Raw genomic sequence first — 13,351 nt, forward strand, 5'->3', positions numbered from 1 at the left:
TGATTTTCACATTATAAATCGCCCCTAATTGGAACTGATTTGCATTTAATCTCTTCAATTTTTTGAAATTTAATCAAATAGACATATCTTTAGCGCAAAATTTACAAGTCTCCGTACGCTTTTTAACTGTTCGGAGTTGTTTAGCGTACATCTGTACGCTAAAGTAGCGTCAATTTGCAAGCTAAGAAGAAGATTTATGGAACCGAAGAACAGCTATACAAAAGAAGAACTTATTTTATGTGGTCGCGGAGAAATGTTTGGTGAAGGCAACTGTCGCCTACCTAGCGACAACATGCTAATGATGGATCGCATCGTTCAAATTAATGATGACGGTGGTGAGCATGGTAAAGGTCAAATTATTGCTGAACTCGATATCAACCCTGATCTGTGGTTCTTCGACTGCCATTTTAAAGGTGATCCAGTAATGCCTGGTTGTTTAGGTTTGGATGCGATGTGGCAATTGGTAGGCTTCTTCCTTGGTTGGTCTGGTGGTCCAGGTCTTGGTCGTGCACTCGGTGTGGGCGAAGTGAAGTTTACGGGTCAAATCTTACCGACTGCTAAAAAGGTAACTTATCGCATTGAAATGAAGCGCGTTATCAAACGTAAGCTATTTATGGGTCTAGCGGATGGTATCGTCGAAGTTGATGGTCGCGTGATTTATGAAGCAAAAGATTTGAAAGTAGGTCTTTTCCAAGATACCAGCGCATTTTAACTTTTTCGCTGTTATCGTTTTATAGCTTTAAAAACACACAAAGCCCCATCTGGGGCTTTGTTCTCCTAAAATTCGGTATCAGGTTTTAAAGATGTTGCGATTATCCATCGCTTCTCGCCATCCGCCTAACCATTCTGATCTGTGTTCTACTTGTTGATAGGGACAATTTTCTTTCGACCGACCGGCTAATCCTGCCTTAAATCCTTGTGAATGTGCTCTTTCTAAACGGTCTCTTTTCTGTCTCTTCATAGGTAATATCCTCACCTTTTTCTCGATCAGCATTAGCGTTTCTAATACTGTGTAGTTCAAACTTGAGCGAACGTCATTCAAAACGAAGATTGTGACTTACGGTATAATGACAATTCGTACTAACAATTTAAATTAAAGATTTTATTGAGAAAAGTTAAACACGAGCGACATCGTATTTCATACAGATGTGCTACTTACCGATGAGATTTGGCCAAACCCATACCTTCAATAAATCACATCTCAGCGAGTCATGCAACGATCAGAAATGTAATTCTTGTACAGCTGAGCACAAAAAGCATATTTATTTTAATTTTATATAGATACCTAGATATTCAAGACTTAAATTGTTGGTTGACGATCTTGTTTTTCTATATTTCTCTGTAAAAAAACATTCATAATATAGTAATAAAAAGAGGCTGGACGAATCCAACCTCTTTTCAATAACTTGAGTTTTTAAATCGAGCAAAGCTCAATTAAGCAGTACTATCTTAGCTTGCTTTAATCACCTCTACACCACCCATATATGGTTTTAGTGCATCAGGCACAACAATTGATCCATCTGCCTGCTGGTAGTTTTCTAAAATCGCAACTAGCGTACGACCTACCGCTAAACCAGAACCATTAAGAGTATGAAGCAGTTCTGGCTTCTTCTCACCACTACGGCGGAAACGCGCTTGCATACGGCGCGCTTGGAAATCCCACATGTTTGAACAAGAAGAGATTTCTCTGTAAGTATTTTGCGCTGGTAACCAAACTTCCAAATCGTACGTTTTCGTCGCACCGAAACCCATGTCTCCAGTACAAAGCACCACTTTTCTGTAAGGTAAGCCAAGTGCTTGTAAAATTTGCTCAGCATGGCCCGTTAACTCTTCAAGCGCTGCCATAGAATCTTCAGGTTTTACAAGCTGGACAAGTTCAACCTTATCAAACTGGTGTTGACGAATAAGTCCGCGCGTATCACGGCCATAGCTACCTGCTTCGCTTCTAAAACAAGGCGTGTGCGCCGTCATCTTAATCGGCAGCTCTTTTTCGTCATAAATAACATCGCGAGCGCAGTTAGTTAACGGTACTTCTGCCGTCGGAATTAGACTAAAGCCATCTTGGTCTTCAGATAATGCTTCTGTGTGGAATAAATCTTCTGCAAACTTAGGAAGCTGACCCGTGCCAAACAAGCTCGCTTTATTCACAAGATATGGTACATACATTTCTGTATAACCATTTTGCTCCGTGTGGGTATTCAGCATCAGTTGTACAAGTGCTCTATGCATACGTGCTACGCCACCGCGCATCACTGTAAAGCGAGAACCACTTAGCTTAACACCAGTCTCGAAATCGAGACCCTTATCAAGCGCTTCACCAAGGTCAACATGATCTTTAACTTCAAAGTCAAATTGCTTTGGCTCACCCCAAGTGCTTATTTCAACATTCTCAGACTCATCAGCACCTGCAGGTACCTCTTCAGCAGGGAGATTTGGCAACGACATTGCGTAGTCATTAAGTTCAGCAAGAATTTTATCCTGCTCTTCTTTCGCTGCACTTAATTGGTCGCCCAAGTTTGCAACAGCATCTAGTAAAGGTTGAACGTCTTCCCCTTTCGCTTTAGCTTGACCAATCGCTTTGGAGGAACTGTTACGCTCACTCTGTAATTCCTGAGTTTTGGTTTGTAGCGCTTTGCGCTTTTCTTCTAATTCGGTGATCTTAGCAACATCGAGTTCAAAACCACGCTTTTTCAAACGCGCAGCGGCTTCCTCGATGTCTTGACGAAAGTATTTAGAATCTAACATTGTTTTTTTAACCTTTTTGCATGATGAGGCAAAGACCAACCCAGGTCATAAAGATACACGCCACCACGTTTAATGTGACGTTAAACGCCATTTTCACATATTGCCCTTGTTGAAGTAACAACAAGGAATCCATTGAGAATGTAGAAAAAGTAGTCAGCGCACCTAAAAAGCCAATACCTATCAACGTTTTAGATGGAGAAACTGAAATAACTTCTTTTTCAATTAAACCGTAAAGCACACCCATCAATAATGAACCAAGAATATTAACGATCAACGTCCCAAAAGGGAATCCCTTACCTAAGAGTTTTATCGACATATCGCTGATAAAAAAGCGTAACATTGCACCAAACGCTCCACCTAGGGCAATTGTGAGATAATTTATTAGCATCGCTACTTGTACCTCTTGGTGCTACTTTGCGCATTTTGCGTCTGTAGATAGTTGAGCTTGTCGGCTATTTGTTTCTCAAGTCCCCGATCTGTCGGATGATAGTATTGTCGCTCTTGAATGGCTTCTGGAAAGTAATTTTCTCCTGCGGCAAAGGCGCCAGGTTCATTATGTGCATAACGGTATTCTTCGCCAAAACCGAGCTCTTTCATTAGTTTTGTCGGTGCATTTCTGAGATGTTCAGGTACGGGGTAATTCGGATCACTTACAGCATCGCGTTTAGCTTGATTGAACGCCATGTAGACCGCGTTACTTTTTGGCGCACTCGCAAGATAAAGCGTTGCCTGTGCTATCGCACGCTCTCCTTCGCTTGGCCCAACACGATGAAATATATCCCAAGCATTTAACGCAACTTGCATCGCTCTTGGGTCTGCATTGCCGATATCTTCCGTGGCGATCGCAAGCAATCGCCTTGCAACATAGAGCGGATCGCCTCCGCCTGCTAATATCTTGCAATACCAATAGAGCGCTGCATCTGGTGCGCTGCCGCGAACTGACTTATGAAACGCTGAGATTAGGTCATAATATAAGTCGCCCTTATTATCATAACTTGATAATTGGCTGGGCAACACTTGTTTTAGTACAAGTTCATTCACCAAATGAGTGTTTGAATTTGGCTCAAAACTTAAGTCAACCGCCTGCTCCAGTAGATTAAGCGCCTTTCTCGCATCTCCCGAAGCGGCTTTGGCAATGAGTTCAAGTGCGCTGTCATCAATGGTGATGGCTAATTTCGACAGCTGTTCATCTCGTGACAACGCGTCTTTAAGTACTTGACCTAGTTCGTCCTCTACAAGCGATTGTAAGGTATAAACACGCGCGCGGGACAAGATCGCGTTATTCAGTGCAAAAGAAGGGTTTTCAGTGGTCGCGCCAATAAAAATAAAGGTGCCATCTTCAATGTGAGGTAAAAATCCGTCTTGCTGGGATTTGTTAAAGCGATGTACTTCATCAACAAATAACAGCGTACGTCTACCAAATTGAGCTAATCGGTTTTTAGCATCGACGACCGCTTCACGAACCTCTTTAATTCCTGCACTGACAGCGGAAAGCTTGATAAGCTCTGCATCCGCATAGTTGGCAATGATCTCAGCAAGGGTGGTTTTACCCACTCCGGGTGGCCCCCAAAGGATCAGGCTATGACAGCGTCCAGATTCAATCGCACGATAAAGTACAGAGCCTTTGGACAAAATATGACTCTGCCCAACATAATGCTCTAACGAGGTTGGCCGCATTCTTGCGGCCAACGGTCGTACATCTGGTGTAAAATCAAACCCTAAACTAGTCACTGCCTCTTTGGTCGTCTACGACCACTCCTTGTGGAATTGTAAACTCAAACAAACTCTCTTTTACTGGCGCATTGACTTTGCTTTCCTTAAAGCTAAACGTAGAGACTTGACCTGAAATATCGTTCACTTTCAATAGTGTTAAACCATCGTTTTTGTCATCAAAACGCAGTGTTAATTGCTCTACCTGCGAGTCTACTTTATTTTTTGGCGTGATCAGATATTCTTGACCGTTAAGTGCTACGTTGTACTTCAACCATTGACTGTCCTCTTGTGTCGTAAGTAGCACAAATGGCGTAGTATCAATAAGTTTAGTCGTATCTAGGATGGTCACTTGCTCAGCAAACGTATCATAGTAATAGGTTGTTGCTCCGCTTGATACAAATAAAGTGTCATCCGGCATCTCTTGTTGCCAGCGGATTTTAAGTGGCTGCGCTAAGGTTATCGCCCCTTCACCGGTTTGCAACTCATTGCCTTCTTGATCTTTAACGATTTGCTCAAACTTACCTTGAAAGCTGGTTAATTCAGCCAGTCTTCCTTTTAGACTTTGCATCGCAGCCTCATCAGCCCACACAGGCTGAATAAAGAGGTTTGATAGTACCGTTAGCAATGCAATTTGCTTAAATTTTTTCATTAATTGGCTCCACCTTTTACCAATACATCTCGTGCACCATTATGACCAGGAGCACTTACCACTCCCGACATTTCCATTTGCTCAACTAATCGAGCGGCACGGTTATAACCAACTCTTAACTTACGTTGTACACTCGAAACAGACACTTTGCCTGTTTCAATAACAAACCCAACGGCTTCATCATAAAGTGGGTCAGACTCTTCATCCCCACCTTCCGGTGCTTCGCCTGGTAGTAAAATATCCTCGGTTGCTTCACCGCATAGAATTTCTTCTACGTAGTTTGGTTTGCCTCTTGCTTTCCAGTCACTCACTACCGCATGTACTTCATGATCGTCAACAAACGCGCCATGCACACGAACCGGAACACTCGTTCCTGGCGGCAGATAGAGCATGTCACCCATACCCAACAGGTTTTCTGCACCTTGCTGGTCTAAGATTGTACGTGAATCAATCTTACTTGATACTTGGAACGCCATTCGCGTTGGTATATTCGCTTTGATCAAACCCGTAATGACATCCACTGATGGACGCTGTGTTGCCAGCACTAAATGTATGCCGGCCGCTCGCGCTTTTTGTGCAATACGTGCTATTAACTCTTCTACTTTTTTACCAACAATCATCATCATGTCGGCAAATTCGTCTATAACGACCACGATACTCGGTAATTTATCTAGCTCTTGTGGTTCATCCGCCATACCGTCTGTATCTTTAAAGAGTGGATCTAAGATTGGATGACCCGCTTCTTTGGCGTCTTTAATCTTTTGATTGTAACCTTTAAGGTTACGGACACCGAGTGCCGACATCAGCTTGTAACGGCGTTCCATTTCCCCCACACACCAGCGTAGCGCGTTTGCAGCCTCTTTCATATCAGTAACCACTTCACATAATAAATGTGGGATACCTTCGTAGACTGAAAGCTCAAGCATTTTTGGGTCTATCATGATCATTCGCACATCTTCTGGCGGCGACTTATATAACAAGCTAAGGATCATGACATTAACGCCCACTGACTTACCAGAGCCGGTTGTACCGGCCACCAGCAGGTGCGGCATTTTGGCTAAATCAGCGACGACCGGCTGGCCTGCGATATCTTTACCAAGCACCATAGTCAAAGGAGATGGATTTTGTTCAAACTTAGGGGCATCTATCACTTCGGACAAACGTACGATTTCGCGGTGTTTGTTAGGCAACTCTAAACCCACATACGTCTTGCCAGGGATAACCTCAACTACGCGCACTGAGACTGCAGATAATGAACGCGCTAAGTCTTTTGCCAGACCGGTGATCTTAGCAACTTTAATGCCCGGCGCGAGATCTAACTCAAAGCGCGTAACGACAGGGCCTGGATACACACCAACTACCTGTGCTTGGACATTGAAGTCTAATAGTTTAGTTTCAACTAACCGCGAAACCTGATCTAACTCTTCTTGCGAAATTGGATTCTTAGCCTTGTCCGGCCTATCCAACAAATCTAATGAAGGCAATGGTTCTGCAGGTGGCTGAGCCTCTAGAAGCGCTTCAAATTGCTCTTTTGCGCTTGGTGGAGGCTGATAACCATTGGCCGCCTTTTCAGGTGCTTTAGGCTTAAGAGGCCTTGCCGGAGAAACCACTTTGGTTTCGTGCACAGGTGCTTCATCCAAGGCATTTAATGCCGCGACAGTATCCAGTGGCTCATCCTCTATCGCTGAAAAGTTGATTTCTTGCTCAAGGATATCATCTAGCTCATCGAACACCGACGGTTCTTTCTTCTCTTGTAGATCAGAGTGCGGTGCAGACGAAGTTTGAGGTGTAGATTCAGTGTTCGTTTTGCGGAACAATTTATCTTTTAATTTACCAAGTCCACTAGGTTCTTCTTCAGCATCGAAGTCAATATCAGTTTCAGTATCGGTTTGCTGCTGGAGAGCCTGCTCATAATCATTTTTTTTCTCGGGAGCTATTATTGGTGTCTCACTGTCTACTCTATCCGCTTTGGTGCTAGCGGCCTCAGGTTTCTGTGAAACTGACTGCGTTTGCTCTATATTGCGCTCTGCTGTCAGTCTATCGCGTAACCATCTAAAGCCGGCGAGTACCTTTTCACCCAAATAATCAACAAATTCAACCCAAGACACACCGGTAAGTAGCGTCATTCCTGCAAAGAAAAAGCATAGTAACAGTATAGAAGTACCGGTAAAGTTAAAGGCGGGCATCATGGCCCCTGCAACCACATCCCCTACTACCCCACCAGATGAGAAATTATAGATATCATCAAAGTTGATACTGCTGATTGCACTCGCAGAGGTGATAAACAATGTTGCGCCAATAAGGCGTAAACCTAGCGTGGTGTAATCGAGTTGCAGTAGCTTATGCGGTTTTTTAAACAGTAGATAACCAAGAAACTGCAGCGCCGCGGGGATCAAAAACGCCAGCCACCCGAAACTCAGCAGCATAATGTCTGCCAGCCAAGCTCCGGCAGCACCCGTTATATTGTTTACTTTTACGTACTCACCGGATTGAGTCCAAGCAGGGTCTGCTGGGTCGAAACTTATCAACGCACACAACATAAATATTGCTGCAGCCGTGCTTACAATCAAACCTGTCTCTAAGAGGCGTTGCACACCATTTAAGCGCATTGTAATTAAACCTTTTTTCTGTTTCTTTTCTGGACTATGTAAGCCCAAAACGTCAGCAAATTAGTGATTTGCGTTAGTATTGCTGTATATACTTACACCTTACCAAGAAATACCTCAAGGTGCACAAGGTTTTATTACTTCTCCTTCTTCTCCTTTTACTTCTTCCATGACCACAAAAGTGCGACTTTCACTGATACTTGGCAGTTTAAGTAAAATTTCTCCTAATACTCCTCGATATTCTGACATGTCAGTCACTCGTGTTTTCAATAGATAGTCGAAACTACCGGACACAAGATGACATTCAATAATTTCGTCATGCTGCTTTACTGCTTGATTAAATCTATCGAATACATCAGGCGAGTTTTTATTCACTGTAACTTCAACAAACACTAAAAGTCCCTGTCCAAGCTTAGCAGGATCGACTACGGCTTTATAACCCCGAATAAATCCTTCCCGTTCCAGCTTTTTAACGCGCTCCAAGCAAGGCGTAGCGCTCAATCCTATGCGTTTGGCTAATTCTACGTTTGAAATTCTGCCATCTTTTTGAAGTTCGACTAAAATCTTTCTGTCGATTCTGTCTAGTTGTTGATACATAGTGTAGTTTTTTATCCTGAATGACTCATTAATTCAGAGTATATCACTACATTAAAATATTAAAACAGTGAGACACACTGGCTATAGGTAAATATAATAGTCAAAAATTTTACCCCGTTCTTATTTTGAGGCGAATATTATGATTATTGGTGTACCTAAAGAGATAAAAAACCACGAATACCGCGTAGGTATGGTTCCTGCGAGCGTTCGTGAACTAATCAATCACGGTCACGAAGTCGTTGTTGAAACAAATGCTGGTATCGGCATTGGTTTTACTGACGAAGATTATGTTCAAGTTGGTGCTAAAGTTTTAGACACTGCAGCAGACGTTTTTGCTACTGCTGATATGATTGTTAAAGTAAAAGAGCCTCAAGCTGTTGAGCGCGCCATGTTACGTGAAGACCAAATCCTATTTACTTACCTTCACCTAGCACCAGACCTTCCACAAACAGAAGATCTAATCAAGAGCGGTGCTATCTGTATTGCATACGAAACGGTAACTGATACGCGTGGTGGTCTTCCATTGCTAGCGCCAATGTCAGAAGTTGCTGGTCGTATGTCAATTCAAGCTGGTGCTCAAGCGCTTGAAAAGTCGCGTGAAGGCCGTGGTATGCTGCTAGGTGGCGTGCCTGGTGTTGAACCAGCTAAAGTCGTTGTGATCGGCGGTGGTATGGTTGGTCGTAACGCAGCGCAAATGGCTGTAGGTCTAGGCGCAGACGTTACTATTCTTGACCGTAACATCGATGTTCTACGTTCTTTAAATGCACAGTTTGGTAGCCAAGCTAAAGTTATCTACTCAACTGCTGATGCACTTGAAAAACACGTACTAGAAGCAGATCTTGTGATCGGTGGCGTACTAATTCCAGGTGCAGCGGCTCCTAAGCTTGTAACTGCAGAGCACATCAAAGCGATGAAGCCAGGTGCTGCTATTGTTGACGTTGCAATCGACCAAGGCGGCTGTATTGCTACTTCTAAAGCGACTACACACGCAGATCCAACATACATTGTTGATGACGTAGTTCACTACTGTGTAGCTAACATGCCTGGTGCTGTACCTCGTACTTCAACGTTTGCACTTAACAATGCAACGCTTCCGTACATCATCAAGCTTGCAAACTTAGGCTACAAACAAGCGCTACTTAATGACAAACACTTTATGGACGGCCTAAACGTTCTGAAAGGTCAAGTAACGTGTAAAGAAGTGGCAGAAGGCTTCAACATGGAATATGTTGACCCACGCGCTGCACTAGAAAATGCTTAATTTTGAATTTTAAGTAGTAAAAAGGGCTTCACTTGAAGCCCTTTTTGTTTGCTGTTAGTTTGTCTCAAAATTCACTTCGGTATCTTGCGTCAACGTAACGTCTTTTGTTTGATACAAACTAAAATCTGCATCTATCGTTTCGGCATCATCTAAATGACCTAAGCACGAATACCCTAGTTTGTAGTCTCCAGAACCAATAAATGCTATCTCATATTCACTCTCAGCATCTAAGTTTGCGGTTGCTACTGGCGCTGAATCTTCATCACTGATGTCGCTTGGCACTGCAACATCCGTTTTATAAAGATAAACAACATGTTTGTACTCTCCGACAAGAGGGGCTAGGTCTGCGTTATCTGCTATACATGCATTTTTCACAGACTCGCTAACCATACCCTCAATCTCGAAACTGGTTAACAGATTTTCCAAACGGACAGCTGTTGGTTTTAGATAAACGGTGTCATCATTTGTGCGCTTCAATAGCGCCTTATTTAAGTCAAACTCCAATACGATTTGGTTTTCACCTTCATTTAACGAGAAGTTATTGAGTTGGATTTCACCCACACCATCATTACCTTTACGGGTTACGGCTAGCGGTGCTTGGCTACCATCTAAAAAACGAACGCTAGAGGTTAAATCAAAATTAGACCCCGCACCACCGTTTACAACATCGGCTCTGATCCACTCATAATCACCGGCATCGATCTCTTGGTCGTTTACAACCAAATAGATATCATCACCCGTATACTCAAGCAGATTGATCTTCATTGGATTACCCTGCGCATCCAAGGTATCAAATGTCACATCTTCTTTTCCAGATGCTCTAAATGTCAGCCGTTGAATAACAAGGTTGACTTCTGCAAGATTATTCACAGCAGCATCTGAAACACCAACACTTACGGTGGTTTTTTGAGTTGGTTGTGAGGTGTTGTTGTCGTTTGAGTCAGAACCTGAACCGCCACCGCATGCAGCGAGTATCATTGCCGAGGCAATCGCTGTTAAAACTGGTTTGTACATGATGTTTTCTCCTCTTCTAAGTCTTAAAGAATAGGAATTGCGCCATGAATAGATAATTAATATAAACGCAATAATTTGAAATACCTTCAAATGCAGTGCAGAAGGTTTGGCATTTTCTTATTAAATGTCATAAGTTTAATGTATCAAACTTATTGGAGTGTGGCCGTGAAGTTTAAACACAAAGTCGTATCCGTCTCTGCGCTTGTGCTGCTTGCAGCATTACTGATCTTATCTGTTATTCAATATATTTCCGTGCAATCAGCAATCAAAGCGCAAACCGAACAAAGTGTGAATGAAATAATTCAGGGAATCGGTAATACTGTCACTGCGCAAATGAAAGGAGCAACCGATCTCGCCGCTCTTGCTACCAACCTCGTAGCTTCCACTGACACCTTAGACGCGGCCTTCCCTATTCTCTCGCAGCCACAGCTCACAACCTCTTTCCTATTGATAGGTTATGGTGAAGAGCAAACAGGAAAATATGTAGCAAGCGATCCAAATTGGAACCCAGGTGCAAACTGGGATCCGAGAAAGCGGCCTTGGTATACCGACGCAAAAACTGCACGAAAGCTCATTATCACAGCACCTTACGCTGATGCGGTAAGTAACGAAATCGTGGTATCAATTGGTACACCTGTATTTAAACAAGGCCAATTTAACGGCGCAATTTTTTACGACGTTAGTTTGGCAAAACTCGGCGAAATGATTAACTCGTTTAACCTGCTAGACGCGGGTTTTGCCTTTATGGTGAGTAAAGACGGGTCGACTATCTCACACCCTGATGTAAAACTAAATGGTAAGTCTTCTCGTGCATTTCTCGGTGACATAAGTATCTCAGAAAATATCCAATACGTTGAAGTTAACGGCGAAGACAAATTAGTGCAGTTTAAAGAGGTCGAAGGCTTAGATTGGTATTTAGGGGTGATGCTGGATGAAGACACCGTTTTTGCTGCACTTTCACGACTGCAAAGAGATGCAGCCATATTTGCCTTTATTTCTGTGGCACTCGCGACTGTGCTACTTTCTTTTGTGATTAGTTTATTATTAAAGCCACTCGATGAAATCAACACTGCCATGGCTGCTATCGCACGTGGTAATGCAGACTTAACCGTACGATTAAATACCGAGCATGAACCCGAATTTGCAGCACTGGCGCAAAATTTTAATGCCTTTACCAGCAGCTTACAGTCTTTGATAGCGAATATTCAAGGTTTAGGCCATGAGGTATTAAACGATGCTCAACAAACATCTAAGGTCGCAAATAAAGCCAAACTTTCCATTCAAGAGCAATTAGCGAGTATCAAAGTCCTTGATGAAGCAACAACACACATGTCTGCAACTGAGCATCAAGTAACACAATCTGCCCATGAAGCCGCTGAAGCAATTAAAACCACCGATCAAGTTGCTCGCCAAGGAGAAACAATCGTTGCAGAAACAACGGAAACAATTCAAGAGCTATCTAATCAAATCAGTTCGGCAATGACCGTAGTTACTGAGTTAGAAAGCTCGTCTACGGCTATTGAACAAATACTATCTGTTATCAACAGTATCGCCGAGCAAACCAACCTCCTAGCGCTCAATGCAGCCATTGAAGCCGCAAGGGCTGGTGAGTCTGGTCGCGGCTTTGCCGTCGTTGCAGATGAAGTGAGATCGCTTGCACAAAGAACACAAGAAGCCACAACTGAAATCCGTGGAATGATAAGTCAACTGCAGTCGGGTTCTGAAAGCGCGGTCACTGTAATGAAGCAAAGCCAACATTATGTCGATAAAACGGTTGAAAAGGCAGACCAAACCAAAGCCGCGCTTGAAGATATGCGCAGCGCCATTCGCCACATTGTCGATTTGAACTCTCGTATTGCTGATATGCTGAATGAGCAAAATGACATTGTAAATAACGTGAATAGTAGTAGCTCATCAATTCGTGGTATTTCCGAGTCGGTGTATAGCGAAGCTAAGAGCGTTGATGCCACCATGCAGTCTCAAGTAGAAAAGATAACAACCCAAGAACAACTACTAGAGCAATTCAAGGTTTGATTATCGGTAAACTAAACCGTTACTATAGAGACAGTTGTAAAGCGGCGCGATGCCAAGAGATAAAACATGAAAGCGAATTTGCAGGAATTATTTGAACAGTATTTTCAGATAGCTGAACAGGTTCAGATCAACCTCTATCCGGTTGATGACAATATGGTTCCAGAGAACGAATATCAATTAGAAGCTGCAATTCCGCCGCTATTTAAGCTCGCGAACGAAATTAATGAGTTAGATCTTAATGCCCTGCGACCACTTCGTAATCTGGGTGATATTGCCAATGAGTTAGCAGCTTATTTGCAGGCGCAATCACGTAAGATTGATTTAATTATCAGCCACATTCTCGCAACTGAAGAACCTGACGACAGTCATCTATTTTGTGACAGCTACGGCGGTGGCGGCCTGACCGCAACGTTAGAAGCAGATTATGAGGTCGGACAATCATTGCGAACTAAAATATTTTTGCGCAATGAAGCCAGTGCTATCTTTTGCTACTCACAAGTCATTGACAAGCAAGATGGTAAATTCACCCTCGCCTTTACCGCTATTAGAGAAGCGGATCAAGAGTTGCTCGTACGGGCGAGCTTACACGCCCAGACCAGACAACTTAAGCTAAAGCAGCAAAAAGACCAATAAGGCATTTAACGCATTAGGTGCCTTCTTTAAATGCTCAATTATCTTCATAAAACTTACTGACACACCTGAGGTTAATGATAAACTATAGGCTTATTATTA

12 protein-coding genes are annotated in these 13,351 nt (G+C 43.0%); 4 read left to right on the plus strand and 8 right to left on the minus strand.

Annotated features, from left to right (window positions below; translation table 11 throughout):
- Positions 1-196 precede the first annotated feature (196 nt).
- Positions 197-712, plus strand: coding sequence for a 3-hydroxyacyl-[acyl-carrier-protein] dehydratase FabA (fabA, locus tag L3V43_RS05325; protein ID WP_010372774.1), 516 nt, complete (start codon positions 197-199; stop codon positions 710-712).
- Positions 713-790: 78 nt separating this feature from the next.
- Here the strand turns inward: fabA and rmf are convergent, their stop codons facing one another.
- The 7 genes from rmf to lrp all read right to left on the minus strand — a co-directional run bounded on the left by rmf (position 791) and on the right by lrp (position 8,310).
- A complete protein-coding gene (gene rmf, locus L3V43_RS05330; RefSeq protein ID WP_010372771.1) occupies positions 791-961 on the minus strand; it encodes a ribosome modulation factor in 171 nt (56 codons plus the stop codon).
- 488 nt (positions 962-1,449) lie between these two features.
- Positions 1,450-2,745: a serine--tRNA ligase gene (gene serS / locus L3V43_RS05335; protein ID WP_010604734.1), complete on the minus strand. Its 1,296-nt coding sequence runs from the start codon at positions 2,743-2,745 to the stop codon at positions 1,450-1,452.
- Positions 2,746-2,752: 7 nt separating this feature from the next.
- Positions 2,753-3,133, minus strand: coding sequence for a fluoride efflux transporter CrcB (gene crcB / locus L3V43_RS05340; RefSeq protein WP_102056789.1), 381 nt, complete (start codon positions 3,131-3,133; stop codon positions 2,753-2,755).
- Between the two features lie 2 nt (positions 3,134-3,135).
- A complete protein-coding gene (locus L3V43_RS05345) occupies positions 3,136-4,476 on the minus strand; it encodes a replication-associated recombination protein A (RefSeq protein WP_227387133.1) in 1,341 nt (446 codons plus the stop codon).
- Positions 4,469-5,107: an outer membrane lipoprotein chaperone LolA gene (gene lolA, locus L3V43_RS05350; RefSeq protein WP_237116105.1), complete on the minus strand. Its 639-nt coding sequence runs from the start codon at positions 5,105-5,107 to the stop codon at positions 4,469-4,471. The genes L3V43_RS05345 and lolA overlap by 8 nt, the downstream gene beginning before the upstream one ends.
- Positions 5,107-7,716: a DNA translocase FtsK gene (locus L3V43_RS05355; protein WP_237116106.1), complete on the minus strand. Its 2,610-nt coding sequence runs from the start codon at positions 7,714-7,716 to the stop codon at positions 5,107-5,109. The genes lolA and L3V43_RS05355 overlap by 1 nt, the downstream gene beginning before the upstream one ends.
- A 114-nt stretch (positions 7,717-7,830) precedes the next feature.
- On the minus strand, positions 7,831-8,310 hold the full coding sequence (gene lrp, locus L3V43_RS05360; RefSeq protein ID WP_095726862.1) for a leucine-responsive transcriptional regulator Lrp: 480 nt from the start codon (positions 8,308-8,310) through the stop codon (positions 7,831-7,833).
- A 139-nt stretch (positions 8,311-8,449) separates the two neighbouring features.
- On the opposite strand from lrp, the gene ald reads away from it, so the two are divergent.
- Positions 8,450-9,571, plus strand: a complete 1,122-nt coding sequence (gene ald, locus L3V43_RS05365) for an alanine dehydrogenase (RefSeq protein WP_102056785.1) — start codon at positions 8,450-8,452, stop codon at positions 9,569-9,571.
- 54 nt (positions 9,572-9,625) lie between these two features.
- Here the strand turns inward: ald and L3V43_RS05370 are convergent, their stop codons facing one another.
- Positions 9,626-10,585 (minus strand): DUF4382 domain-containing protein, encoded by a 960-nt coding sequence (locus L3V43_RS05370; RefSeq protein WP_206472913.1) that lies wholly within the window; start codon positions 10,583-10,585, stop codon positions 9,626-9,628.
- Between the two features lie 165 nt (positions 10,586-10,750).
- Here L3V43_RS05370 and L3V43_RS05375 point away from each other — a divergent pair, with 165 nt between their 5' ends.
- On the plus strand, positions 10,751-12,619 hold the full coding sequence (locus L3V43_RS05375; RefSeq protein WP_237116107.1) for a methyl-accepting chemotaxis protein: 1,869 nt from the start codon (positions 10,751-10,753) through the stop codon (positions 12,617-12,619).
- Between the two features lie 66 nt (positions 12,620-12,685).
- Positions 12,686-13,252 (plus strand): PilZ domain-containing protein, encoded by a 567-nt coding sequence (locus L3V43_RS05380; protein WP_237116108.1) that lies wholly within the window; start codon positions 12,686-12,688, stop codon positions 13,250-13,252.
- Positions 13,253-13,351: the final 99 nt, after the last annotated feature.

Origin of the sequence: Pseudoalteromonas sp. L23 (assembly GCF_021728455.1) — a bacterium.
Taxonomy (GTDB): Bacteria; Pseudomonadota; Gammaproteobacteria; order Enterobacterales; family Alteromonadaceae; genus Pseudoalteromonas.

Bases quoted from the DNA above. Each gene is read 5' to 3' on its own strand.
- L3V43_RS05355 (WP_237116106.1), bottom strand. From the start codon at position 7,716: ATGCGCTTAAATGGTGTGCAACGCCTCTTAGAGACAGGTTTGATTGTA.
- lolA (WP_237116105.1), bottom strand. From the start codon at position 5,107: ATGAAAAAATTTAAGCAAATTGCATTGCTAACGGTACTATCAAACCTC.
- crcB (WP_102056789.1), bottom strand. From the start codon at position 3,133: ATGCTAATAAATTATCTCACAATTGCCCTAGGTGGAGCGTTTGGTGCA.
- fabA (WP_010372774.1), top strand. From the start codon at position 197: ATGGAACCGAAGAACAGCTATACAAAAGAAGAACTTATTTTATGTGGT.
- serS (WP_010604734.1), bottom strand. From the start codon at position 2,745: ATGTTAGATTCTAAATACTTTCGTCAAGACATCGAGGAAGCCGCTGCG.
- rmf (WP_010372771.1), bottom strand. From the start codon at position 961: ATGAAGAGACAGAAAAGAGACCGTTTAGAAAGAGCACATTCACAAGGA.
- ald (WP_102056785.1), top strand. From the start codon at position 8,450: ATGATTATTGGTGTACCTAAAGAGATAAAAAACCACGAATACCGCGTA.
- L3V43_RS05370 (WP_206472913.1), bottom strand. From the start codon at position 10,585: ATGTACAAACCAGTTTTAACAGCGATTGCCTCGGCAATGATACTCGCT.
- L3V43_RS05380 (WP_237116108.1), top strand. From the start codon at position 12,686: ATGAAAGCGAATTTGCAGGAATTATTTGAACAGTATTTTCAGATAGCT.
- lrp (WP_095726862.1), bottom strand. From the start codon at position 8,310: ATGTATCAACAACTAGACAGAATCGACAGAAAGATTTTAGTCGAACTT.